Below are 25339 nucleotides of genomic sequence, written 5' to 3'. Positions count from 1 at the left end.
AAATTTTCTTCCGAAGCACTCGGCCAATCACAAGGAACTGGTTTAAGGTATCTTCATCCATACGGCTAAAGAATCTCGATACCGTAGGCTGTGATGCGAGGGCGTTTTTTTTCAAGTACAGACTTGAATACTGGATCATTGGTAAGTTCATCGGAAGCATCATCTTCGAAATAACCGGCAATGATCATATATATCATCTGGAGCAGATTTTCCTGATCCGTGTGATATCTGAATAATGCAGGATCATTGGTCTTGAAAGTTTTGTCTAAAAGCTTATCAATACCAAGCTTGCTTATGAATTCTTTGATAAGAAGCAGACCTGCATCGGAGGAGAGATCTCCTCCATCAAAATTTATTTTAATCTGTCTATTGCTTTTTAAGGCTAAGGTGTTTACAATACTCATAAAGGGCTCCTTTGTTTGGGATTGTTAAGACTTTGAACACCTTAATTTTACCACAAATGGATGCTCTTTTTTCATTCACTTGATAGGTGAAAAGCAATATTCAGCAAAATACAGTAACTATATGGCTTTCAGCCACTTTCACGGCTGTGCCGTGAATAATATAGGCTTAGTCTCAAATTTCCTCTTACACTTGGAAATTTCACCATTATATTCAGTATTTTACTTATTGTATTGCAAATCGCAATTTTGAGAAAGAACTTCAAAATAGAAAATATTTTGCAGATACCAGTTTCCATTGCATTTGGATACTTTATTGACCTTACCATGTATCTGTTTTTCTGGGTAAAACCAGGAAATTATGTGATGAAACTGATCGCTCTTCTGGCAGGATGTATTGTACTTGGATTCGGTGTATATCTGGAAGTATTGGCAGATGTGGTTATGCTTCCCGGAGAATCTTTTGTCCGCGCCATTGTCCAGACCTGGCACACCAATTTTGGAACAACGAAAATTATTTTCGACTCCTCCATGACCGTTATTGCAGGAATCCTCTCATTTATATTCTGGGGAAAACTGAACGGAGTTCGTGAGGGAACCATCATCGCTGCCCTGCTGGTAGGCTTTATTGCAAGAACGTTTGGAAAACATCTGGAATTTGTGAAACCATATATTTTCCCGGAAGAATATGGGGAAAAGAATGTTGAGAAACAGAGCACAAATGAAAGTGTACAGCATAAAAATGAAAATACACCGCAGAAAAACGTGATTGTAATTGGCAGACAGTATGGATCTGGTGGACATGACATTGGAAAAATGCTGGCAGAGCATCTTGGATATGCATTCTATGACCAGGAAATTATCAAAATGGCAGCAGGAACTACTGGTATGACACCGGAATTTATAGAGAAAAAAGAAGAATCTATGACCAACAGTCTGATCTATGACCTGGTAAACCAGGTATATCAGTATGGAAATGAGAAAGAGGAAGCACCGAAAGATAAGATTTTCGAGGCAGAATCCAAGGTAATAAAGGAACTGGCAGAAAAAGGAAATTGTGTTATTATTGGCAGATGCTCTGATAATATCCTGCGGGATAACAGCCGTGTATTAAAAGTATTTTTCACAGCACCTATGGAAAGCAGAATCCAACGTGTGACAAGCCGTCTTGGCATGAATCGCAAAGACGCTCAGCGCAAAATCCAGCGCGAAGATAAACGCCGTGCCGACAACTATCGCTATTACACCGGCCGTATCTGGGGTGCAGCAGCAAATTTCGATATTACTTTAAATACCAAGCTGGGAGCGGAGTACATTATGAAATGTGTTGAGAATGCATTATAAAAAAGAATTTTAACAAAATTAGCACTCACCTCTTGACAGTGCTAACAACTCGTGCTATATTAATACACGTAATAAGATATTACTTATACAAGCGCAGCCCCTGCGAGTTACTTTTTTAAAGAGCCGCGGTAGCTGCGCTTTATAATAATAGAAAGGGTGCCTGTTCACACAGACATCCGGATTAGAAAGCTGAAGGAGGAGAGCCTATGAATATCAGCAAATTTACGCAGAAATCCGTACAGGCCGTTCAGGATCTGGAGAAAGTTGCTTACGAATATGGCAACCAGGAGATTGAACAGGAACATCTGTTATATACCCTCCTGACCCAGGAAGACAGCCTGATTCTCAAATTGATCGAGAAAATGGAAATTAATAAAGAATATTTTCTGAACACCGTGAAGAATGCACTGGATGCAAAAGTAAAGGTATCCGGCGGCGAGCTCAGGTTCGGACAATATCTGAATAAGGCACTTGTAAATGCAGAAGACGAAGCCAAGGCAATGGGAGATGAGTACGTTTCCGTAGAGCATCTTTTCCTGGCACTTCTGAAATATCCAAGCCCCAGCATGAAGAAAATCTGGAATGAGTTTGGCATCACCAGGGAGCGCTTTTTACAGGCACTTTCCACTGTACGTGGAAACCAGCGTGTGGTAAGCGATAACCCGGAAGCTACTTATGATACCTTAAATAAATATGGTGAGGATCTTGTGGAGAAGGCCAGAAGCCAGAAGCTGGATCCGGTAATCGGACGAGACAGCGAGATCCGGAACGTGATCCGTATTCTTTCCCGTAAGACAAAGAACAATCCGGTTCTGATCGGTGAGCCTGGTGTTGGTAAAACAGCAGCAGTAGAAGGTCTTGCACAGCGAATCGTAGCCGGAGATGTTCCAGAAACCCTGAAAGATAAAAAAATCTTTGCACTGGATATGGGTGCACTGGTAGCAGGCGCCAAATACCGTGGTGAATTCGAGGAACGTCTGAAAGCCGTTCTGGAAGAAGTAAAGAAAAGCGAAGGTCAGATCATTCTGTTTATTGATGAACTTCATCTGATCGTGGGTGCAGGTAAGACAGACGGTGCTATGGATGCCAGCAATATGTTAAAGCCTATGCTTGCCCGTGGCGAGCTTCACTGCATTGGTGCAACCACATTGGATGAGTATCGCCAGTATATTGAGAAGGATGCGGCCCTGGAACGTCGTTTCCAGCCGGTTATGGTAGATGAGCCATCTGTTGAAGATACAATCGCTATCCTTCGTGGACTGCGAGAGCGCTACGAGGTATTCCATGGTGTTAAGATCACAGACAGTGCCCTTGTTGCAGCTGCAACCCTTTCTCACCGTTATATCACAGACCGTTTCCTTCCAGATAAAGCAATTGACCTGGTAGATGAGGCTTGTGCGTTGATCAAAACAGAGCTGGATTCCATGCCTACCGAGCTGGATGAACAGCGCCGTAAGATCGACCAGATGAAAATGGAAGAGTTATCTCTGAAAAAAGAGACAGATAACCTGAGTAAGGAGCGTCTGGAAGAGCTTCAGAAAGAGCTTGCAGAGCTGCAGGATTCTTTCAATACCCAGAAAGCACAATGGGAAAATGAGAAACATTCTGTGGAGAAGCTGCAGAAGCTTCGTGAACAGATTGAAGATATGAATAAGCAGATCCAGATTGCAAGACAGAATTATGATCTGGAAAAAGCTTCCGAATTGCAGTATGGCGAGCTCCCGAAGTTACAGCAGCAGCTGGAAATAGAGGAGCGCAACACCAAGGAAAGTGACAGAAGCCTTGTGCATGAAGTGGTAACTGACGATGAGATTGCCCGAATCATTTCCCGTTGGACCGGTATTCCGGTAGCCAGACTGACAGAGGGAGAGCGTGCAAAGCTGCTCCATCTGGAAGATGAGCTTCACAAACGTGTTATCGGCCAGGATGAGGGTGTGCGCCGTGTAACAGATGCCATCCTTCGTTCCAAAGCAGGAATTAAAGACCCTACCAAACCAATTGGTTCCTTCTTATTCCTTGGACCTACAGGTGTTGGTAAAACAGAGCTTGCCAAGACCCTTGCCCAGACTCTTTTCGATGATGAACAGAATATGGTCCGTATCGATATGAGCGAGTACATGGAGAAATATTCTGTATCCAGACTGATCGGAGCGCCTCCGGGATATGTAGGATATGAAGAAGGCGGACAGCTGACAGAGGCAGTGCGCCGGAAACCATACAGTGTTGTTTTGTTTGATGAGATTGAGAAGGCACATCCGGATGTATTTAATGTATTGCTTCAGGTACTGGATGATGGCCGTATCACTGATTCCCAGGGCAGGACTGTAGATTTTAAGAATACCATACTGATCATGACTTCCAACATTGGATCTCCATATCTGCTGGATGGAATTGATGAAAATGGTGAGATCAAAGAAGAGGCTCAGAAAGAGGTTATGGACGATCTTCGTGGACACTTCCGTCCGGAGTTTTTGAACCGTCTGGATGAGATCATTATGTTCAAGCCGTTGACAAAAGACAATATCGGTAGTATCGTTGATCTGATGGTAAAAGAGCTGAATGACCGTCTGGCTGACCAGGAGCTTTCCCTGGAACTGACAGATGCAGCTAAGAAGGATGTGATCGACAATGGTTACGATCCTGTTTATGGTGCAAGACCGCTGAAACGTTACCTTCAGAAATATGTGGAGACACTTACTGCACGTAAGATCCTTTCCGGAGAGGTTCACACCGGCGATACTCTGGTGCTGGATCTGGAAAATGGAGACTATGTAGTAAAAGTAAAATAAAAATTACTGCGAAGCCAGTAAAAAGCAAAGGAGAACCAATCTTATGATACCAAAAGATCCTATGATTCTGCTCAGTTATGTGAACACCCAGTTACGGGATTACTATGATTCCCTGGAGGCCTTGTGCACCTGCCGTGGTCTTAATAAAGAATCTCTGCTGGATAAAATGGATTCTATTGATTATCATTACGATGAGGGAACCAATCAGTTTATTTAAAGAAGAAGCTGTGTGAAAGAATGCTTTGAAAGGCTGGATGCCGCCTGTGAAGTCTGTGAAAAACAGAGTTCCAGGCGGCATTTTTTTGAATGGAAATATTTAGCTTAACAAAGCTTTCTTTCCACTAAAACAGAAAAATAAATCTTAAAACTTTATAAACTGCACAAAAAACACTTGCAATTTTTGTAATAAAGTGTAAACTATAAAATTAGTCGGCTAACTAAATGAACGGAATTGTCAAATACAGGCAATATAAAAAATGCAGGAACTGGATAACAGAAGGGAAAATTGTTATCCAGACAGAGAAAAGCCGGAAAATAAGAAACAGACAGCGAGTGAGGTGAGAACTTGGAAAATGACAACGGAAGCAGTATTCAGCGCATGATGATGGAAATCAGCCGGATGTATATGGAGAAATGCTTTGGTAAGCTGAAAAATCTGGGAATCCATCCACGTCAGATGCCGATCCTGGCAGTTTTGTGGAGAGGGGACGGGTGCAGCCAGAAGGAACTTGCAAAGGAATTGGGAGTGAAGCCGCCTACCGTTACAGTAAGCATACAGCGACTGGAGAAAGCAGGTATCATCATCCGTAAGCAGGATGAGAAGGACCAGCGGGTGAGCAGGATCTATCTTTCAGAGGAAGGCCGTTCCATTATTAAAGAAGGAATGCGCATGGCAAAAGAAGGGGAACAGCAGCTTCTTGCCGGATTTTCTGAAAGCGAGCTGTGTCTGATGCGGCGATTCTGCGTCCAGATCAAGGAGAACATCAAGGCAATGCCAGGGCCGGATATATCCCCAGATGATTTGCCATTGAAGCATTTTTGCCATAGAGAAAACAAAAATAAAATTTAACGAAAGGACAACAAAGCATGATTAAATTAATGAAGTATCTGAAAAAATCAGCAGGCTACATCGTCCTGATCATTGGACTGCTGTTTTTACAGGCTTACTGCGATCTGTCTTTGCCGGACTATACGTCCAAGATCATCAACGTAGGTATCCAGCAGGGCGGTATTCCGGATGGTGTTCCGGAGAAATTAAGAGAGAGCACCATGGAGAGCCTGAAGGTGTTTATGGACGAAGCTACAGCCAAAGAGGTCCAGGAAGATTATGTCCTGGATGGCGATACTTATGAACTGAAGGAGGAGATCACAGGGGATAAACGTGACCAGTTAAATGACCTGTTGTGCAAACCACTGATGATGTATACTTCTTTTACTTCCGGCAGCGAAGAAAGCCAGCAGATGCTTTCCAAAATGCAGATACCGGAAGGTACAGATCCTATGCAGGTTCTGGCTGCCATGCCGGCTGAGGCGAAGCAGCAGATGTTAGAAGCAGTAGATGAGAAGCTTTCCGATATGCCGGAATCCATTCTTACCCAGGCTGCCGTAAGCGGCGTAAAGGCAGAATATGAAGCCATGGGTGAGGATCTGGATGCCATCCAGATGAATTACATCAAAACATCCGGAATCCGTATGGTCCTGATGGCATTGGTGATCATGCTGGCAGCTGTCTGTGTCACTTTCCTTTCTGCAAGAGTGGCAGCAGCCCTTGGACATGACCTGAGAGACAATGTATACCGCAAGGTCATCCATTTCTCCAGCAATGAATATCACAAGTTTTCCACAGCATCCCTGATCACCCGAAGTACCAATGATGTGCAGCAGGTACAGCAGGTGATGACGATGATGTTCCGAATCGTTCTGTATGCTCCGATCCTGGGTATTGGTGGCGTGATCAAAGTACTCCAGACCGATTCTTCTATGACCTGGATTCTTGCAGTGGCAGTGGTGCTGATTCTTCTTGTGATCCTGGTATTGTTCCAGATCGCAATGCCGAAATTTACCAGGCTGCAGACCCTGATCGACCGCCTGAACCTGGTAACCAGGGAAATTCTTACCGGTATCCCGGTTATCCGTGCTTTCAGCCGTGAGAAACATGAAGAAGAGCGTTTTGAAAAAGCAAATGCAGACCTTACAAAGACCAACCTGTTTGTAAACCGCTGTATGACCTTTATGATGCCGATCATGATGCTGATCATGAACGGGGTATCTGTTGCGATTATTTATTTCGGTGCACATGGGGTTGATAATGGAACCATGCAGGTTGGAAATATGATGGCATTTATCCAGTATGCAATGCAGATCATTATGTCCTTCCTGATGATCACAGCGATTTCCATTATGCTTCCAAGAGCAAATGTTGCAGCAGGACGTATCTGTGAGGTTCTGGAAATGCAGACCTCTGTAAATGATCCGGAGGAACCGGTAAGACCAGACTCCAGTGAAAAAGGAACCGTAGAATTCGACCATGTAAGCTTCGCTTATCCGGAAGCAGGAGAAAACGTAATCAACGATATTACCTTTAAAGCCCAAAAAGGCCAGACCGTTGCAATCATCGGAAGTACCGGAAGCGGAAAGAGTACCCTGATCAACCTGATCCCAAGATTTTATGATGTGACAAAAGGCTGTGTGAAGGTAGATGGAGTGGATGTCCGCGACATGACACAGCATGAGCTTCGTGAACGTCTGGGATATGTTCCACAGAAAGGAGTATTGTTCTCGGGAACTATTGATTCCAATATCCGTTATGGAAAGCCTGATATTTCAGGCGATGAGGTGAAGCTGGCAGCAGAAATTGCCCAGTCGGATGATTTCATCGAGGCGAAACCGGAAGGCTACAATGCACCGATCTCCCAGGGCGGAACCAATGTATCCGGTGGACAGAAACAGCGTCTTTCCATTGCAAGAGCCATTGCCAAGAAACCGGAAATCCTGATCTTTGATGACAGTTTTTCCGCACTGGACTTTAAGACGGACAGTAAACTTCGTCAGGCCTTAAAAGAAAAGACAAAAGACATTACAACCATTATTGTGGCACAGCGTATCAGCACCATCCTGAATGCAGACCAGATCATTGTACTGGATGATGGAAATATGGCAGGAATCGGTACCCACAAGGAACTGATGAAGAATTGTGAGGTTTACCGTCAGATCGCAATGTCACAGCTTTCAGAGGAGGAATTAGCATGAGTGATAACAAAGCCAGAGGCCCTATGATGGGCGGACGCCGGAGCCGTGCAATGAACTCCGGGGAAAAAGCAAAGGACTTTAAAGGAGCGATGAAACGTCTGTTCCAGTATATGGAGCGTTATAAATTCCGTTTTGTCCTGATGTTTATCTTTGCAATTGCAGGAACTGTTTTTAATATTGTAGGTCCTAAAATCCTTGGAAAAGCAACCACCGAGCTTTTTAATGGCCTGGTAGCCAAGGTAAACGGTACGGGAAGCATTGACTTTGGAAAGATCGGATATATCCTTTTATGGACCCTTGGACTGTATCTGGCAAGCGCCTGCTTCTCCTTTATCCAGGGATATGTGATGACAGGAATTTCCAATGATGTTACCTATAACCTCAGGAAAGATATTTCGAAGAAATTCAGCCGTCTTCCTATGAATTATTATGAGAGCCGGACAAATGGAGAAATCCTTTCCCGTGTAACCAATGATGTAGATACCCTTCAGATGAGTCTGAACCAGAGTATTACCCAGCTGATCACATCTGTTACCACTCTGGTGGGTGTATTTATCATGATGCTCTCCATCAATGTATGGATGACACTGGCAGCCCTTCTGATCCTGCCTTTGTCCATGATCATTATCAATTTTGTTATGAAACACTCCCAGAAGTATTTCCAGGCACAGCAGAAATATCTGGGAGAGGTAAACGGCCAGATCGAAGAGAACTACGGCGGCCACAATGTAGTAAAAGTATTTAATAAAGAAGAGGACGTAGTAGCAGAGTTCGAGAAAGATAACCAGAAGCTTTACGAATCTGCATGGAAATCCCAGTTCTTCTCCGGAATCATGATGCCGGTCATGCAGTTTGTTGGAAACCTTGGCTATGTTATGGTAGCCCTTCTTGGAGGCTGGTTTACCATTAAAGGTTCTATCGAAGTCGGTGATATCCAGTCCTTTTTCCAGTACATCCGTAACTTTACCCAGCCGATCCAGCAGATTGCACAGGTAACCAACCTGCTTCAGTCCTCAGCAGCTGCTTCCGAGCGAGTATTTGAATTCCTGGATGAAGCAGAAGAGGAGACCATAAAAGAAAATGCAGTTTCCATCAATGGTCTGAACGGAAATGTGGAATTTGATCATGTAAACTTTGGATATAATCCGGATAAGATCATTATCCACGATTTCTCTGCCAAGGTAAAAGATGGACAGAAGATTGCCATTGTAGGACCTACCGGTGCCGGAAAAACCACCATGGTCAAGCTGCTTATGCGGTTCTATGATGTAAACAGTGGTTCCATCAGGGTTGATGGTCATGATGTAAAGGATTTCAACAGAAGTGAGCTTCACGAGATGTTTGGAATGGTTCTTCAGGATACCTGGCTGTTCTCCGGAACCATTATGGAAAATATCCGTTACGGAAGACTGGATGCTACTGATGAAGAGGTGATCGCAGCTGCGAAGGCAGCCCATATTCACAACTTTATCATGCAGCAGCCTGGCGGATATAACATGGTCCTGGATGAAGAGACTAGCAATGTTTCCCAGGGACAGAAACAGCTTCTCACCATTGCAAGAGCTATTCTTGCAGACAATAAGATCCTGATCCTGGATGAGGCAACCTCCTCTGTTGATACCAGAACAGAGGTACAGATCCAGAAAGCCATGGACAACCTGATGAAGGGAAGAACAAGCTTTGTGATCGCCCACAGACTTTCTACGATCAAGGATGCAGATCTGATCCTGGTAATGAAAGATGGTGATATCATCGAGCAGGGCAACCATGAGGAACTGCTTGCAAAGAAAGGCTTCTATGCTGATCTTTACAACAGCCAGTTTGACAAGACACAGAGTGCATAACTAAACGGACATGTCTGTTGCACAGGCCTTTCATAGTAAACGGATATGTCTGCTTACGCAGACATCACCATGAATGAAAGTCGATTGTTCCGCGCCCCTTGGCGCTCCCACAATCAACCACTGTATTCGTAATCCGGGCTATCGCCCTACTTACGCATACAGTCTAGCCTGTGCGATATCCATAAATCCACCATGCAAGCATGGTGAATTCATGGCTGCCGCACAGAACTTTCATAGTAAATAAAACAGCAGTTTTTATGTAGCTGGCAGGAAACCATATCTGGTCAGTAACATGGAAAACTGCTGTTTTTCTATCTATACTTTTCCAAAAAGATAATGTATAATGGAGCAAAGTTTCTGCCAGAATTTAAATGCGCGGTGCAGATTATGGCAAAAAAGACAGGACTTGTTTTTGACCGGAAAAGGAGCATATGAAATGACATTTGATAATAAAGACGGAAGCATATTTCTGGAATATGTTACAGAGAAGCTGAAAACCAGGATCGCCCGTATCAGTGAGTCTATCCTGGAAGGCCAGAAGGACATTGAGGGAATGCACGAATACTACTGGGAAAATTATACCGAGATGGACCAGTATGGCTACGAAAATTTTGACAACCAGCAGGCGCTTCTGCATCAGATCAATGCCAACGAGCAGCAGATTCATTTACGAAAAAGATTTCGGAAAATGCTGGATTCCCCATTCTTTGGACGAGTGGATTTCGTTTTTGAAGGAGAAGAGGAACCGGAAATTTTTTATATCGGAATCGGAAACTTCGCTGAGGAAGCAGGACATACACCGCTTATTTATGACTGGCGTGCCCCGGTCAGCGGTCTTTTCTACGATTATGACAAAGGGCCGGCCTCCTATGAAGCTCCACTTGGAACCATAAGCGGTGAGATCGCATCCAAATGGCAGTACAAGATAAGAAACGGCCGCATGGTTTATCAGTTTGAAAGCGATGTCAAGATTGATGATGAGATCCTGATGGCAGAGCTGGGAAGCGGCGGAAGTACGGCATTGAAAAATATTGTCCGCACCATCCAGAAGGAGCAGAATGCCATTATCCGGAATACGAAGGACAAGATCATGGTGATCCAGGGCGCGGCAGGCAGCGGCAAGACCTCCATTGCCCTGCACAGAATCGCATATCTTCTGTACCACGACCGTCAGAATCTGAAATCCTCCAATATTCTGATCCTGTCACCGAACAGTATCTTTTCCGATTATATTTCCCATATTCTCCCGGAGCTGGGGGAAGAGAACATTAAGGAAATGAGCTTTGATCTTTTTGCATACAGACAGCTGAAGGATGTGGTATCTGACTGTGAAGACCGGTATGACCAGATTGAGAGAAGCCTGAATTTCCCTGAAATGCCTTCTCTTTATAAGGAAAAGCAGTCAAAGGAATTCTTGAACCAGATGGAGGGGTATCTTACCTCTCTGGAGGATGAGCTGATGAATTTCCATGATGTGGAATATAAGAATTTTACCAGAAAAGAAGAGGACATTATTGAGCTTTTCTATTTTAAATTCCAGGATATTCCCCTGCTTTCCCGTATGGAGGCAGTGGCAGAGAATTTTATTGATGAGGTGGAGACACTTCGCGATAATGATATGGACGAAGAAGAACGTGCTCTTGTGATGGAGAAATTTATGGACATGTACGAGACGCGGGATCTTTATGTGATCTACAGCCGTTTTCTTTCAAGCTGCGGCTATCCGGAACTTTCCCATGTGCAGATCGGAGAGCGCAGACTTCGCTATGAAGATGTTTACCCGGTGCTTTATATGAAATACCGTCTGCTTCGTCAGACCAGCCATAACGGAATCAAGCATCTGGTAGTGGACGAGATGCAGGATTATTCCAGGCTTCAGTATCTGATCATCAAAATGATGTTCCCATGCCGTATGACCATTCTGGGGGACAAAGCACAGACCATGGAGGATGAGACCCAGGATGTGCTTGGCTTTTTGCCGAAGATTTTTGGCAAAGAGATCCGCAGGATCATTATGAATAAAAGCTACCGGAATACCGTAGAGATTGCTTCTTATGCAAACCGGCTGGCTGGAATCACAGACATGGAACTGTTTGAACGGCATGGAGAACCTGTGGAAGAACTGGCATTTGAATCTGTAGAAAAAACGCCAGGCGAGAAGAAAGACGGGATGGAAGCAGCACTGGAGGAAGTGGTAAAGAAGCTTCAGCTTGGAGAAGAGCAGTTTGAAACAGCTGCTGTCGTGCTCCGTACAGAGTCTGAGGCGAAAAAGGCAGCACACATTTTGAAGGAAAAACTGGAACATACCGGATTTGATACAGAGAACCGCTTCTCTTATCTGCACCGGGACAGCACCAGCTTCTGCAAAGGGCTTACCGTTACCACCTTTTATCTTGCAAAAGGTCTGGAATTTGACCAGGTATTTTCCCTGTTTCCAAAGGCAGACCAGAGTGCACTTGCAAGGCAGGGACGTTATATTGCAGCTACCCGTGCACTTCACAAGCTGCATATGTATGAATATGGGGACTAAAGGATAATAAATTTTACAAAAGTATGACATCCCTGGATTAAAATATGAAGGAATGTAAAATACACATAGTCATTAATGTATAAAAAATCCAGTTATTGTTCACAATAATTTTAAATTCCATGAAGGTAAATCCATTGACAGGGCTGTAATAAAATTGTAAAATGTAGCCCGGGGAATATGTTTCTAATGAGAAAAGTTCCCGTTAATATTGAAATACAATAGATGGATTTTTGATTCATTTGAAAGAGAAATTAAGGAGGATACCATGAAATATAAGAAGATTTTAGCAATCTTAACCATAGCAGCAAGCGTTTCTGTTGCAGCGGCGGGCTGTAGTTTTGGGGGAGGCGAACCAGAGGAGCAGGTAGTTGTAGATGTGACACCGACCCCGGAACCAACATCCACACCGACCCCTGAGCCGACCATCGCACCGAATGTGCAGGACAGCACCTACACATCAAGTAATGGTGCTGTATCCATCAAGCTTCCGGATGCCACCTGGGCCAATAAGGCAGATGAAGCGGATATGCTCAGCTTTGAGTCACCGGAGCAGGGTAAGATCCTGATCCTTCATGGACAGGGTGAGGAGGATATGGCTTCTGCTATGCTTCCGGACACACAGGATCTGGCAGCTGCACTTGAGCAGGCTTCTGATCTTACAGAGGGAACGGACTTCGAGATTCAGGATTATACTTCTAATGACGTAGAAGGCGTCGGGGTTTATTCTTATACAGTGAAATACACGGATACCACCAAGAGTGGTGGTTACACCTATGCAATCCATAAAATTTATAAGAGCGCAGATGAGTACTATAATATCTGTGGATCTGTAGTTGATGATGCTTCCTATTCCGGCATTAAGGCAGCCGTTGATTCCTTTGGAATTCTTGGAGATTCCACACTGAAAGCAGCTGCACCAGCACAGGCTGCATCCGACACAGCAACAGATAGCCAGAATAATGGAACCACAGACGGAACTACGGATGGTGCCACAGATGGAACCACAGCGGGAACTACAGATGGAGCTGCTTCTGGTACTACGGACAGTACACAGACAGGGGATTCTGGTTCTTCCTATGATGACGGAAGTGGGGACGGATACATCAGCAATTCCGCTGGCTTTAGTCAGGAACAGTTAAGAGATACCAATCAGACAAGAACCATTTACCGTAATTCTGACGGACATCCGCTTGTAATTACCCCGGATGGAAATGGAAACTGGGTAGACTTTGATGGCAATACCTATCGTTTCGTAAACAATGAGGATGTTTATGACCAGAACGATGTAGATTATTACTGGCATGGCGAAGGCGCAGATGTATATTATATGCCTGTAGAATAATAAGATTGATGGACTTACACGGACACAGCTACCCGGCCAGGATGGCTGTGTCCGGTTACTGTTCCGGAGTTTGTCAAAGGCATGCTTTTTTGGAAAAGGTAACCAGGTCTGTAACGTTTGGAGGAAATATGGATAATTTTCAGGCATATGGCGAATTTGCCAGAGTGTATGATATGTTCCAGGATAATGTGGATTACGAAGCCTGGGGAAAATGGCTGAAACAGCAGCTTCATGGGCAGGGAATCACAGATGGGCTGGTTCTGGATCTGGGATGCGGTACAGGGACTATGACAGAGATTCTGGCAGAGGCCGGCTACGATATGATCGGAGTTGACAATTCAGAGGAAATGCTTGCAGAGGCTATGGAGAAGCGGGTAGAATCAGGTCATGATATTCTCTATCTTCTCCAGGATATGCAGGAGTTTGAATTATACGGGACCGTACGTGCAATAGTAAGTGTGTGTGACAGTCTGAACTACATAACAGAAGAAGAGGAACTGGAGCATGTGTTTGCCCTGGTGAATAACTATCTGGATCCACAGGGAATCTTTCTGTTTGATATGAACACCATTTACAAATACCAGACTATGATCGGGGACACCACCATAGCAGAAAACAGGGATGAGGGAAGCTTTATCTGGGAGAACAGCTATGATGAGGAAACCGGGATCAATACTTATGAGCTGGCTCTTTTTATCCCAAGAGAAGACGGGCTTTATGAGAAAACAGAGGAAATCCATTACCAGAGGGCTTATTCCCTGGAGAAGATCAAAGAGCTTCTAAAGAAGGCTGGCCTGGAATTGCTGGCTGTGTATGACGCTTATACCATGGAGCCGCCGAAAAAAGAAAGCGGCAGACTCACTTTTGTAGCACGTGAGCATGGTAAATTGAGTCTATAGAGTAAAAGCTATTTTAACCATAATTAAGATTGGAGAAGAAACAATACATGAATGATTATATAATCCGTGCCACTGCAGCGAATGACCAGATCCGCGCATTTGCGGCAGTAACCACCCAGATGGTGGAGGAAGCAAGAGAACATCATAATACAAGTCCGGTAGCCACAGCTGCACTTGGCAGGCTTCTGAGCGCAGGAGCCATGATGGGCTCCATGATGAAGGGAGAGAAGGATGTTCTCACTCTTCAGATCAAAGCAGGCGGTCCCCTTCAGGGAATTACAGTGACAGCAGATTCCCAGGGAAATGTAAAAGGTTATGTGGGAAATCCGGATGTGTGTATTCCGGCGAATTCCAAAGGAAAACTGGATGTGGCAGGTGCTGTAGGACCGGGCTTTCTGACGGTAATCAAGGACATGGGACTGAAAGAGCCATACAGTGGACAGGTTATGCTTCAGACCTGCGAGATCGCAGAAGACCTTACCTACTATTTTGCAACAAGTGAGCAGGTACCATCTGCAGTTGGTCTTGGTGTTCTGATGAATAAGAATAATACCGTACGTCAGGCTGGCGGCTTTATTGTACAGCTTATGCCTTTTGCAGAGGAAGAAGTGATTTCCAGACTGGAGCAGAATGTACAGAAGATCAATTCTGTTACCAACCTTCTGGAAGAAGGACACACTCCGGAGAGCCTGCTTGAAAAAGTTCTGGAAGGTTTCGATGTACAGATCAATGAGAAGATGGATACCAGATTCCATTGCAATTGTTCTAAAGAGCGGGTAGAGAAAGCACTGATCAGTATCGGAAGAAAAGAGTTAAACGAGATGATCCAGGAAGGCAAGCCCATTGAGATGAACTGTCATTTCTGCAATACAAATTATACATTTACAGTAGAAGAACTGAAAGAGATTCTGAGAAAGTGCAAATAAATTGCTTCTGGAAGATTGCTGGGAACGTCAGAAACAGTAACCCTGGAATTTCTGTAATGGTTATATAAGAGAAATGATGAAAAGAGAGGATCGGGAGATGAATCAGGGATTTATTAAAGTAGCGGCAGGAACGCCGCAGGTTACAGTTGCAGACTGCAAGGCCAACACGGAGGCAATTCTGGAGCTGATTCATGAAATGGAAGAACAGCATGCCAAGATCATGGTACTTCCGGAGCTTTGTATCACAGGATACACCTGTCAGGATCTTTTCCTTCAGAGAAGACTGCTGGACCGTGCATGGGAGAGCCTTCTGGATATCGCAGAAGAGACACAGGATGTAGATGCACTGATCTTTGTGGGACTTCCTATGCGCTTGAATGGAAAGCTTTACAATGTGGCAGCTGCACTGAACCATGGAAATATTCTGGGATTTGTGCCGAAGACTCATATTCCGAACTACAATGAATTTTATGAACAGCGCCATTTCGCTTCCGGGGAGGATGTATGGACAGATGTAACTGTAGGCGAGGAAAGCGTACCTTTTGGAAGCAGCCTTATTTTCACCTGTGAAAGTCTGCCGGAACTGACGGTAGGTGCGGAAATCTGCGAGGATCTGTGGGTTCCCCTTCCTCCAAGTGTGAAGCTTGCACAGGCAGGTGCACATATTATTGTAAATCTTTCCGCAAGTGACGAGATGGTTGGCAAGGATTCTTATCGGCGGGATCTGGTAAAAGGCCAGTCTGCAAGATTGATCTGCGGTTATATTTATGCCACTGCAGGGGAAGGGGAATCCTCCCAGGATCTGGTATTTGGAGGACAGAATCTGATCGCGGAGAACGGCACCATGCTGGCAGAAGCGAAGAGATTCCAGAATACGGTAATTTACGGGGAAATCGATGTCCAGCGACTGGCAGATGAGAGAAGAAGGATTTCCACATATCCGGCAGCAGACAGCTCAGACTGCCAGTTGGTACCTTTTGAAGTGGAAGTAGAGGAGACCTCTCTTACCAGGAAATTTGCCCCTTATCCTTTTGTGCCCTCTGTAAAAGAGGAAAGGGATATGCGTTGTGAAGAAATTCTCAACATCCAGGCTATGGGACTTAAGAAAAGAATGAGCCATATCCACTGCCAGAAAGCAATGGTGGGATTATCCGGCGGACTTGACTCCACGCTTGCATTGCTTGTAATAGCACGGACGTTCCAGCTGATGGGACTGCCATCGGATAACATCCGCTGCATTACCATGCCATGCTTTGGCACTACAGACAGGACTTACCAGAATGCCTGCAAATTAAGCCGGTGCCTTGGAGCCACCCTTACGGAGGTCAATATCAAAGAAGCGGTAAATGTTCATTTCCGTGATATCGGTCATGATGACATGGTTCATGATGTGACTTATGAGAACTGCCAGGCCAGAGAGCGTACCCAGATCCTTATGGATATGGCAAACCAGGAGGGCGCATTATTAGTAGGAACAGGTGATCTTTCTGAGCTTGCACTTGGCTGGGCGACCTATAATGGAGACCATATGTCCATGTATGGGGTAAACGCATCTGTTCCGAAGACTCTGGTGAGACACCTTGTCCGCTATTATGCAGATACCTGTGGGGAAAAAGAACTGGAGGAGGTACTTCTGGATATTCTGGATACTCCGGTAAGCCCGGAGCTTCTGCCGCCTAAGGATGGCAAGATCGCCCAGAAAACAGAAGACCTGGTTGGCCCATATGAGCTTCACGACTTCTATCTGTATTATATGCTTCGTGCTGGCTTTGAGCCGGACAAGATTTACCGGATCGCATGCCGTACCTTTGAAAATACCTATGACAGGGCTACAATCCTGAAATGGCTGAAAACTTTCTACCGGAGATTTTTTGCCCAGCAGTTTAAGCGCTCCTGTCTGCCAGACGGTCCGAAGGTGGGAAGTGTAGCACTTTCCCCAAGAGGAGATCTGCGCATGCCAAGTGACGCAAGTGCAGCAGTCTGGATGGAAGCCCTTGAGGAACTGGAAGCATAGAAATTACAAGGAGATTTAGAGCCTGTTTGAAAAATCATTCCTGCAATCTGCACGCCCCACTTTGCGGTATATTTTGCCCTCTTTCAGTGGTTGTAGCCCGCTACGCCTCCTTCAATCAGACAAAATTTCCCACAAATTGTGACGCACATCTTGCAGAAAGCCTTTTTCAAACACGCTCTAGCTGTGCTGCAAAAAGGAGCAGCTGATGCATGAATGATGTATTAAGGAGTATCAGACGGAGAACTTACATGGTTCTCCGCCTTTTTCAGTGCATCGGAAATAGCCGAAATAAGCAGCTGGGAGGTGTATTTCCTGTCAGTTGAATATTTCAGGGTGTCCAGGGACTGTCCTTTGATGATCTGGCTTGCCAGGGATTCCAGGGAAGGTTTCACCAGGGGGAACATGGCAGTGGTACTCTCACTTAAATTCACCAGTTCAATAGACTGGATACTGTCCTGGTCTACGGTAACCTCCACATCAAAGGTATTATTATTTAATGTAAGGGAACTGCGGTAAACTCCAGGAGTATACAAAGCCTCGCCCTTTGCGGATGTGGTCTGGCTTTTTCCAGGACCAAACATAAAATAGATCAGTATCCCAAGAAGGATGGCAAGGATCAGAAAGGCAACGGTATAGATGATTTCTTTCATATGTAACACAACGATCCTGGTTTTTGAACTCATGAACAGCGCCTCCCATGTAACTTGTTTATTCTATCCTATTATCAAAGAGGAGAAATTATGTTAGAATATAAAAAGAAACAATTTCGGAAATTATTTGGAGGAGAATAACGTGTCCTTACAGTTTATTATCGGCAGCTCCGGCATAGGCAAAACTCATTATGCCTGCAGCAGGATCATCCAGGAGTCCCTGGAAAATCCGGATCGCCTTTATTACATCGTGGTTCCAGAGCAGTTTACCATGCAGACACAGAAAGATGTGGTAGAAATGCATCCTGGAAAAGGCATTCTGAATATAGACGTGCTCAGCTTTGACCGTCTTGCTTACCGTATATTTGAGGAAGTGGGAGGGGCACAGGAGGTGCTTCTTGATGATACCGGGAAAAGCATGGTGATCCAGAAATTAGTGCAGCAGCATAAAAAAAATCTGCCCTACCTCGGCAGCCAGATGAACAAACCGGGCTATCTGGATGAAGTGAAATCTCTGATCTCAGAGTTTATGCAGTACGATATCCACGAAGAGGATCTGGAGGATATGCTGGAAAAAACAGGTGAGGAATCCCTGCTTCATATGAAAATGCAGGATGTGGGCATTTTATACCAGGCCTTCTGCCAGTATCTGGAAGGGCATTACATGACTGGTGAAGGCGTGATGGATGGGTTGAAAAAAGCCATTCCTTTTTCTGGTAAGCTGAGAAATTCAGTGCTCCTTCTGGATGGGTTTACCGGCTTTACGCCTGTTCAGATGAATGTGATACAGGAATTGCTGGCGGTTTGTGATAAGGTACTTGTAACGGTTACCATGGACGCCAGAAAGGATCCTTTCCAGATGGGAAAACCACATCAGCTTTTTTATATGAGCAGGAAGATGATCCACACCTTATCCGGACTTACAAAGGATGTGGATACACCTGTTCTTCTTTTGGATGAGGGAAAGGGACGTTTCCAGAATGCTCCTGCCCTTGGATTTCTGGAGCAGCATCTCTTCCGGTATCAAAGGTCCTCTTATGGAAAGAAACAGGACGAGATCCGGATATTTGCGGCAGAATCTCCCATAAAGGAGCTGGAAGAAACAGCGAGAAGAATCCGCCGTATGGTACGTGAGAAGAACCTGAAATATGGCGAGATCGCAGTGATCACAGGAAATCTGGAAGCATATAAAAGTGTGGCCGCCCAGGTTTTTGAAGAGGCTCAGATCCCTTATTTTCTGGATGAGAAGCATTCTATCCTGATGAATCCTTTTGTGGAATATATCCGGGCAGCCCTTGATATGGCAGCCAAAGGATTTTCGTACGAAAGTGTTTTCCGGTATCTGCGCTGCGGTATGTCAGGACTTACCAGGAAAGAGACGGACATGCTGGAAAATTATGTGCTGGCACTTGGTATTAACGGATACAAAAAATGGTCCCAGAAGTGGATCCGGACCTACCGGACTATGAAAGCAGAAGACATTCAGGTTTTGAATGAATACCGTGAGAAATTTGTAAGAGAAGCAGAACCTCTTTATCAGGGCTTTTCCAGTGGAAAAAAGAAAGTAAGTGAATATTGTTATAGTTTATATCAGTTTATCACAGGCTGCGAAATACAGAAAAAGTTAAAAGAACAGGAGCTTTCTTTCCAGGAAAGAGGGGAAAAAGCACTGGAAAAGGAATATGCGCAAATATATGGAATTGTTATGGAGCTTCTGGACCGGATGGTAGAGATCCTGGGAGAAGAAGAGCTTACCAGAATGGAATTTATCCAGCTTCTGGAAACCGGCTTTGCCAAATCCAAGGTGGCGTTGATCCCGCCAAGTATGGACCAGGTTCTCATCGGGGATATGGAGAGAACTCGTCTGAAAGAAATCAAGGTATTGTTTTTTGTGGGCGTAAATGAAGGAAATATTCCGAAAAACACAGATTCCGGTGGAATGCTTACCCAGATGGACAGGGAGTTTTTTGCGGCAGAAGGGATGGAGTTGGCACCAGGTCCTAAGGAACTGATGAATACCCAGCGTTTTTATCTGTATCTGAACCTTACCAAGCCAAGTGTTTATCTGTGTTTGTCCTATTGTTTTTCCAATGGAAAAGGCGAGCCTTTAAGTCCTGCATATCTGATCCACAGCATTCTGGCAATGTATCCTGGACTGGAAGTGCAAAATGCAGGGGATGAGGAATTTAACCTGAGCAGTATGGAGCTTCCGGGCACCAGCCTGGAATGCTTCCTGAAAGGGCTTTCAGAAGGTGCCTTAGGAAAGGGAGATCCTTTGTACAGTGAGCTTTACAGCTGGTATCTTAGAAGCTCAAAGTATGGGAAAACCGCAAAAATGCTGGTGGAGGCTTCCAGGACCAGAAAGCCGTCAGATGTGATCAGCGAAAGTGTGGCAAAGGTTCTGTATGGAGAAGTATCTCCGTACAGTGCCACCAGACTGGAGCGTTATTCTGCCTGCGCTTTTGCCCATTTCCTTCAGTACGGGCTGAAGCTTACGGAGCGTGCAGAATATGAGTTTCGAGCCATGGATATGGGAAACATCATGCATAAGGTTTTGGAGAAGCTGATAAGGGAAGTGCATAAAGAGAAGCTTTCCCTGACAGGGCTTTCGGATGAACAAAGAGATGATATGGCCGACAGACTGGTGGATGAGGTAAGCGCAGACTATGGCAACACCATTCTGAAAAGCAGTGCCCGTAACGAGTACATGATCGAACGCACAAAACGGATGGTGCGAAGAACGGTCTGGGCAATCTCTGAGCAGCTACGCTTAGGTGAATTCGAGCCGGAGGGCGTGGAAGTGGTGTTCCAGGGAGGAAGAATCGATCGTGTGGATACCATGGAAACAGAGGATGGCAAGTTGTATGTGAGGGTTATTGATTATAAAACTGGAAACACTTCCTTTGATCTGGTATCTTTGTATCATGGTCTGCAGCTGCAGCTGATGATCTACATGGATGGAGCCCTTACTGTGGAAAGAAACAAGCACCAGGATAAAGAAGTGATTCCGGCCGGTGTGTTTTATTATAACATCAAAGACCCTATGATCCAGGAAAAAATTGATGCAGATGTAGATTCTGTCCGTCAAAAGGTACTGAAAGAACTGAAAATGAATGGTCTGGTACAGGCTGACAGGGAATTGGTAGAAAAAATGGACAGCTCTCTGGTATCTCTTCCAGTGTCCTTTAACAAGGACGGAAGCTTCCGCAGGAATTCTTCTGTGGCTACAAGAGAGCAGTTTGACCTTCTGAACCGATATGTGAAAACAAAGATTTCCCATATCAGACAGGCAATCCTGGCAGGAGACGCCCAGGTTTCCCCGTATCTGCTTGGGAAGAAAAATGCCTGCACTTACTGTCCTTATAGTGGTGTGTGTGGCTTTGATATGGAAATCCCCGGTTATGAGTTCCGGAGACTGAAAAATTTTGCAGATGAAGAGCTGTGGAATGCGTTTGCAAAGGAGGCGAAATGAGATGGCAGTAAACTGGACGAAAGAACAGGAACAGGTTATCTGGCTAAGAAACCGGAACATTCTGGTCAGTGCAGCTGCCGGTTCAGGCAAGACTGCAGTGCTTGTCCAGAGAATCCTGGAGAAGGTGCTGGATCCTTCCAATCCTGTGGACATTGATCGCCTTCTGATCATGACCTTTACCAGGGCAGCAGCAGGGGAAATGCGGGAGAGAATCGCAAATGCACTTGAAGACGCGCTTTATCAGAATCCGGATAATGAACATCTTCAGCGCCAGACTACTTTGATCCATACTGCACAGATCACCACCATTGATGGATTTTGTGCTTATGTGATCCGCAATTATTTTCATCTGATTGGTCTTGATCCTGGGTACCGTACCGGGGAAGAAGGGGAATTAAAGCTTCTCAAAGAAGATGTGATGAAAGATCTTCTGGAATCCTATTATGCATCTGGCAATGATAAATTCCAATATTTCATTGAATGCTATGCATCAGGGAAAACAGACGATGGAATCAAAGAACTGATCTATTCCCTGTACAATGCAGCAATGAGTAACCCATATCCGGATCAATGGCTGGCAGAATGTACAGATAGTTATAAAATGACGGATATAAATGAGATAAAAGCATCAGAATGGATGAATCTGTTATGGAAAAATGTCCTGGAAGATATCCGTCAGGCACAGGCGCTGATCCAGGAAGCCAGACAGATCTGTGCCAGCCCATGTGGACCGTATCTTTACGATGATGCTCTTGGAAGTGATCTGCTTCTTATCCGGGAAGCGCAGGAAAAGGCAGAAGCAGGAGATTTTGACGGTGTCAGGGCACTTCTTGGAAGTCCTTCCTTTGCAAGGCTTTCCACGAAAAAGCCGAAGGAGCCTGTGGATGACACCATGAAGGAACAGGTGAAGGCGCTGCGGGAGAATGCAAAGGGAATCCTGAAAGACACAGGAAGCCGGTATTTTACAGTGAAGGAAGAGGAGCTTCCGGTACTTCTGGCATCCTGCAGGGAGCCTGTAGAAATGCTGGTGGAGCTTACACGGGAATTTATCCGCCTGTACGGGGAAAAAAAGCGGGAGAAGAACATTCTGGATTTTACAGATATGGAGCATTTTGCCCTGGAAATTCTGATGGAGCGTAAGAAGGATGATTCCGGGGAGTATGTTTATCATATGAGTCCTGCCGCCAGGGAGCTTTCCCTAAAATATGATGAGGTTATGGTAGATGAGTACCAGGACAGCAATCTGGTGCAGGAAATGATCACAAACTGTGTATCCGGCTGGGCAAGGGGGCAGAAAAATATCTTCATGGTGGGAGATGTGAAACAGAGCATTTATCGTTTCCGCCTTGCAAGACCGGAGCTTTTTATGGAAAAATATAAAAAGTACAGTTTAACGGACAGTGAAGAACAGAGGATTGACCTTCACAAAAATTTCCGCAGCAGATCACAGGTGCTGGATGCAGCCAATTTTATTTTCCGGCAGATTATGGGGGAAGACCTGGGAGGAATCGCTTATGATGAAGCGGCGGCTCTTTATCCGGGAGCCCAGTTCCCGGATGGAAATGAGGAAGGATTCCTGCCCACAGAGGTCCTTCTGGTGGAAAAGGATTCTGAAGAACTGGAAGAGCTGATGGATGGAAAGGATGCCAGGGAACTGGAGGCACTTGCCATTTCTCACAGGATAAAGGAAATTGTGGGAAAAGAGCAGATTCTGGATAAAGAGACGAAGGAATACCGGCCGGTCCGTTACGGGGATATCGTGATTTTGCTCCGCAGCGCATCTGGATGGGCAGAAACCTTTACAGATGTACTGGGGGCACATGGCATTCCAGTATATGCAGCTTCTAAGACGGGATACTTTTCGGCTCTGGAGGTGGTCACAGTCCTGAATTATCTGCAGGTATGTGACAACCCTTTGCAGGATATTCCGCTGGCTGGTGTGCTCAGATCCCCCATGGTAGGCTGCAGCACCCAGGAGCTGGCGGTACTGCGGGAAGAATTTCCTGATGGAATGATATATGAGAGTGTAGAGGCATTTGTCCGGGAATACGAGAAAGAGCGCAGCAATCTGATTTCCAAGGAAGAGAGAAAAGGGCTTTATGTGAAATTGCATACCTTTATCAACCAGCTGGAGGAAATGCGCGATCTTGCAGTTTATACGCCGGTACATGAGCTGATTCTTGAAATTCTTAGAAGAACTGGCTATGGAAATTATGCAAAAGCTTTGCCAAATGGTGCACAGCGGAGTGCGAATCTTGCCATGCTGGTGGAAAAGGCTATGGATTATGAGAAGACCAGCTATCGTGGATTGTTTAACTTCGTACGGTATATTGAACACTTACAGAAGTATGAGGTGGATTATGGAGAGGTCAATCTGTCCGGCGCAGGAGAAGGTGCTGTGGAGATCATGACCATTCATAAAAGCAAGGGACTTGAATTTCCGGTTGTGATCCTTGCCGGAATGGGAAAGCAGTTTAATTTCCAGGATTTAAATGCAAGACTTCTTATTCATCCGGAGTATGGACTTGGCGCAGATGCGATTCTGCCAGACCGGCGTATGATCGTTTCCACCCTGAACAAACAGGTGATCCGCAGGGCACTTCTGGAGGAAAGCTTGGGGGAGGAAATCCGTGTGCTCTATGTTGCTCTGACCCGTGCGAAAGAAAAGCTGATCCTGACGGGAACCATTGCAAATCTGGAAAAGAAACTGATAGAACTGTCAAGATTCCGAGAAAATCAGCAGGAGCTTCTTCCGGCAGAAACCAGGTTAAAGGGAAAAACTTACTGGGATTATGTTTTGCCGGCTCTTGCCAGACACCGTTGTATGGACGCGCTTTACCAGGAATTTGGGCTGTTGCCTTCCTGTGGAAATCCTCTTTATGGTGATGTGTCAGAATTCCGGGTAAAGAGAATTACAGCCAGAATGCTGACTGACGCAGAAGTGGTGGAGCAGGCAGCCGGTCAGATGGAGGATGATATTCTGGACAACTGGGATTGCGAAAAAACTGTGGATAGTGAGATCCGGGCGGAGCTTGAGAAACGTTTTGGGTTTGTGTATCCGTATGAATACCGCAGGGACATTCCGGTTAAGGTCAGTGTGTCGGATCTGAAAAAGAAAAGTTACCATGAAGATACGGATATTGAAGAGGCGGTTTATTTTGAGCCGGATATTGTTCCGTTGATTCCAAGATTTATGGAAGAAAAGAAGCAGGAGGAAGAGCCGGAGATATTTACTGGTTCTGCCAGAGGTACTGCTTATCACCGTGTTATGGAATGTATAGAGTACGATAAAACGGACAATGAAATGCAGCTAAAAGAGCAGATTGCAGGTCTTGTGGAGAGTAAAAAAATGTCTGAAGCAGAGGGTGGATGTGTAAGGATTTCGGACATCCATGCTTTTGTGGAGTGTGAACTGGGACAGAGGATGAAGACGGCAGCACTGTCTGGCAGACTTTTCCGGGAGCAGCCGTTTGTGATTTCCAGAAGTGCAGCAGATATTGATGAAAACTGGGATCCGAAGGAGAGTGTGCTGGTTCAGGGAATCATTGATGCTTATTTCCTGGAGGGGGAGGATATTGTCCTGGTAGATTATAAGACGGACCGGGTGCGAAAAGGGGAAGAGAAGAAGCTGGTTCAGCTTTATCATACACAGCTGGAGGATTATGCGCAGGCACTGGAGCGGATGACGGGGAGAAGGGTGAAGGAGAAATTTATTTATTCTTTTGCATTGAGAAAAGCAATTTTACTATAATTGGCTATGCGGGGGGGGGTGAGAGCAGCGTTGTGTAGAAGCAGTGTGCGGTGCACAGAACCCGGAAAATCTAAAGCAGCAGATTTCGGCTAAAAGCGAAGAAAGGAGAGGACAAACTCGCTCCGGTG

The 25339-nt window shown here is 45.2% G+C and carries 15 protein-coding genes and 2 pseudogenes; 15 read left to right on the top strand and 2 right to left on the bottom strand.

The features are described 5' to 3' along the window. A pseudogene (locus tag ACTQWB_RS14800) lies at window positions 1-404 on the bottom strand (transposase); the annotation flags it as partial. 180 nt (window positions 405-584) lie between these two features. Between ACTQWB_RS14800 and ACTQWB_RS14795 the strand changes: the two are divergent. The 13 genes and pseudogenes from ACTQWB_RS14795 to ACTQWB_RS14735 all read left to right on the top strand — a co-directional run. Beyond that, window positions 585-1046, top strand: a pseudogene (locus tag ACTQWB_RS14795) (YczE/YyaS/YitT family protein); the annotation flags it as partial. Between the two features lie 171 nt (window positions 1047-1217). After that, window positions 1218-1745 (top strand): AAA family ATPase, encoded by a 528-nt coding sequence (locus tag ACTQWB_RS14790; RefSeq protein ID WP_441502217.1) that lies wholly within the window; start codon window positions 1218-1220, stop codon window positions 1743-1745. Between the two features lie 206 nt (window positions 1746-1951). Then, window positions 1952-4534, top strand: a complete 2583-nt coding sequence (gene clpB, locus ACTQWB_RS14785; protein ID WP_441502208.1) for an ATP-dependent chaperone ClpB — start codon at window positions 1952-1954, stop codon at window positions 4532-4534. Between the two features lie 43 nt (window positions 4535-4577). Then, the gene (locus ACTQWB_RS14780; RefSeq protein ID WP_441502207.1) at window positions 4578-4751 is read left to right on the top strand and encodes a DUF4250 domain-containing protein; all 174 of its coding nucleotides are present in this window, start codon (window positions 4578-4580) and stop codon (window positions 4749-4751) included. A 348-nt stretch (window positions 4752-5099) separates the two neighbouring features. Further along, window positions 5100-5603 (top strand): MarR family winged helix-turn-helix transcriptional regulator, encoded by a 504-nt coding sequence (locus ACTQWB_RS14775; protein WP_441502206.1) that lies wholly within the window; start codon window positions 5100-5102, stop codon window positions 5601-5603. Between the two features lie 17 nt (window positions 5604-5620). After that, window positions 5621-7783, top strand: a complete 2163-nt coding sequence (locus tag ACTQWB_RS14770) for an ABC transporter ATP-binding protein (RefSeq protein ID WP_441502205.1) — start codon at window positions 5621-5623, stop codon at window positions 7781-7783. After that, a complete protein-coding gene (locus tag ACTQWB_RS14765) occupies window positions 7780-9627 on the top strand; it encodes an ABC transporter ATP-binding protein (RefSeq protein WP_441502204.1) in 1848 nt (615 codons plus the stop codon). Before ACTQWB_RS14770 ends, ACTQWB_RS14765 begins: the two co-directional genes overlap by 4 nt. A 436-nt stretch (window positions 9628-10063) precedes the next feature. Further along, entirely contained in the window at window positions 10064-12157 is a 2094-nt protein-coding gene (locus tag ACTQWB_RS14760) for a HelD family protein (protein WP_441502203.1), read from the top strand. A gap of 265 nt (window positions 12158-12422) precedes the next feature. After that, window positions 12423-13499 carry a hypothetical protein gene (locus ACTQWB_RS14755; RefSeq protein WP_441502202.1) on the top strand — a complete coding sequence of 359 codons (1077 nt, stop codon included), beginning with the start codon at window positions 12423-12425 and terminating at the stop codon, window positions 13497-13499. A 128-nt stretch (window positions 13500-13627) separates the two neighbouring features. Further along, the gene (locus tag ACTQWB_RS14750; protein ID WP_441502201.1) at window positions 13628-14398 is read left to right on the top strand and encodes a class I SAM-dependent DNA methyltransferase; all 771 of its coding nucleotides are present in this window, start codon (window positions 13628-13630) and stop codon (window positions 14396-14398) included. Between the two features lie 47 nt (window positions 14399-14445). Beyond that, window positions 14446-15324 (top strand): Hsp33 family molecular chaperone HslO, encoded by an 879-nt coding sequence (hslO, locus tag ACTQWB_RS14745; protein WP_441502200.1) that lies wholly within the window; start codon window positions 14446-14448, stop codon window positions 15322-15324. 97 nt (window positions 15325-15421) lie between these two features. Next, entirely contained in the window at window positions 15422-17338 is a 1917-nt protein-coding gene (locus ACTQWB_RS14740) for an NAD(+) synthase (RefSeq protein ID WP_441502216.1), read from the top strand. Window positions 17339-17424: 86 nt separating this feature from the next. Continuing rightward, the gene (locus tag ACTQWB_RS14735; protein WP_441502215.1) at window positions 17425-17544 is read left to right on the top strand and encodes a DUF6783 domain-containing protein; all 120 of its coding nucleotides are present in this window, start codon (window positions 17425-17427) and stop codon (window positions 17542-17544) included. 15 nt (window positions 17545-17559) lie between these two features. Here ACTQWB_RS14735 and ACTQWB_RS14730 read toward each other — a convergent pair whose 3' ends face one another. Then, window positions 17560-18021 carry an FMN-binding protein gene (locus tag ACTQWB_RS14730; RefSeq protein ID WP_441502199.1) on the bottom strand — a complete coding sequence of 154 codons (462 nt, stop codon included), beginning with the start codon at window positions 18019-18021 and terminating at the stop codon, window positions 17560-17562. Window positions 18022-18130: 109 nt separating this feature from the next. Here ACTQWB_RS14730 and addB point away from each other — a divergent pair, with 109 nt between their 5' ends. Continuing rightward, window positions 18131-21460: a helicase-exonuclease AddAB subunit AddB gene (gene addB, locus ACTQWB_RS14725; protein WP_441502198.1), complete on the top strand. Its 3330-nt coding sequence runs from the start codon at window positions 18131-18133 to the stop codon at window positions 21458-21460. A gap of 1 nt (window position 21461) precedes the next feature. Beyond that, complete coding sequence (addA, locus tag ACTQWB_RS14720) at window positions 21462-25211, top strand: helicase-exonuclease AddAB subunit AddA (protein WP_441502197.1); 3750 nt, start codon at window positions 21462-21464, stop codon at window positions 25209-25211. Window positions 25212-25339 lie beyond the last annotated feature (128 nt).

Source organism: Blautia sp. HCP3S3_H10_2 (assembly GCF_052122375.1).
GTDB lineage: Bacteria > Bacillota > Clostridia > Lachnospirales > Lachnospiraceae > Blautia_A.
The sequence above is the reverse complement of the archived record's forward strand: the minus strand, read 5'-3'. Positions and strand labels throughout refer to the sequence as shown.

Coding starts and splice junctions, on each gene's coding strand:
- ACTQWB_RS14790 (WP_441502217.1), top strand. CDS start 1,218: ATGCTGGCAGAGCATCTTGGATATGCATTCTATGACCAGGAAATTATC.
- clpB (WP_441502208.1), top strand. CDS start 1,952: ATGAATATCAGCAAATTTACGCAGAAATCCGTACAGGCCGTTCAGGAT.
- ACTQWB_RS14780 (WP_441502207.1), top strand. CDS start 4,578: ATGATACCAAAAGATCCTATGATTCTGCTCAGTTATGTGAACACCCAG.
- ACTQWB_RS14770 (WP_441502205.1), top strand. CDS start 5,621: ATGATTAAATTAATGAAGTATCTGAAAAAATCAGCAGGCTACATCGTC.
- ACTQWB_RS14765 (WP_441502204.1), top strand. CDS start 7,780: ATGAGTGATAACAAAGCCAGAGGCCCTATGATGGGCGGACGCCGGAGC.
- ACTQWB_RS14760 (WP_441502203.1), top strand. CDS start 10,064: ATGACATTTGATAATAAAGACGGAAGCATATTTCTGGAATATGTTACA.
- ACTQWB_RS14755 (WP_441502202.1), top strand. CDS start 12,423: ATGAAATATAAGAAGATTTTAGCAATCTTAACCATAGCAGCAAGCGTT.
- ACTQWB_RS14750 (WP_441502201.1), top strand. CDS start 13,628: ATGGATAATTTTCAGGCATATGGCGAATTTGCCAGAGTGTATGATATG.
- hslO (WP_441502200.1), top strand. CDS start 14,446: ATGAATGATTATATAATCCGTGCCACTGCAGCGAATGACCAGATCCGC.
- ACTQWB_RS14740 (WP_441502216.1), top strand. CDS start 15,422: ATGAATCAGGGATTTATTAAAGTAGCGGCAGGAACGCCGCAGGTTACA.
- ACTQWB_RS14730 (WP_441502199.1), bottom strand. CDS start 18,021: ATGAGTTCAAAAACCAGGATCGTTGTGTTACATATGAAAGAAATCATC.
- addA (WP_441502197.1), top strand. CDS start 21,462: ATGGCAGTAAACTGGACGAAAGAACAGGAACAGGTTATCTGGCTAAGA.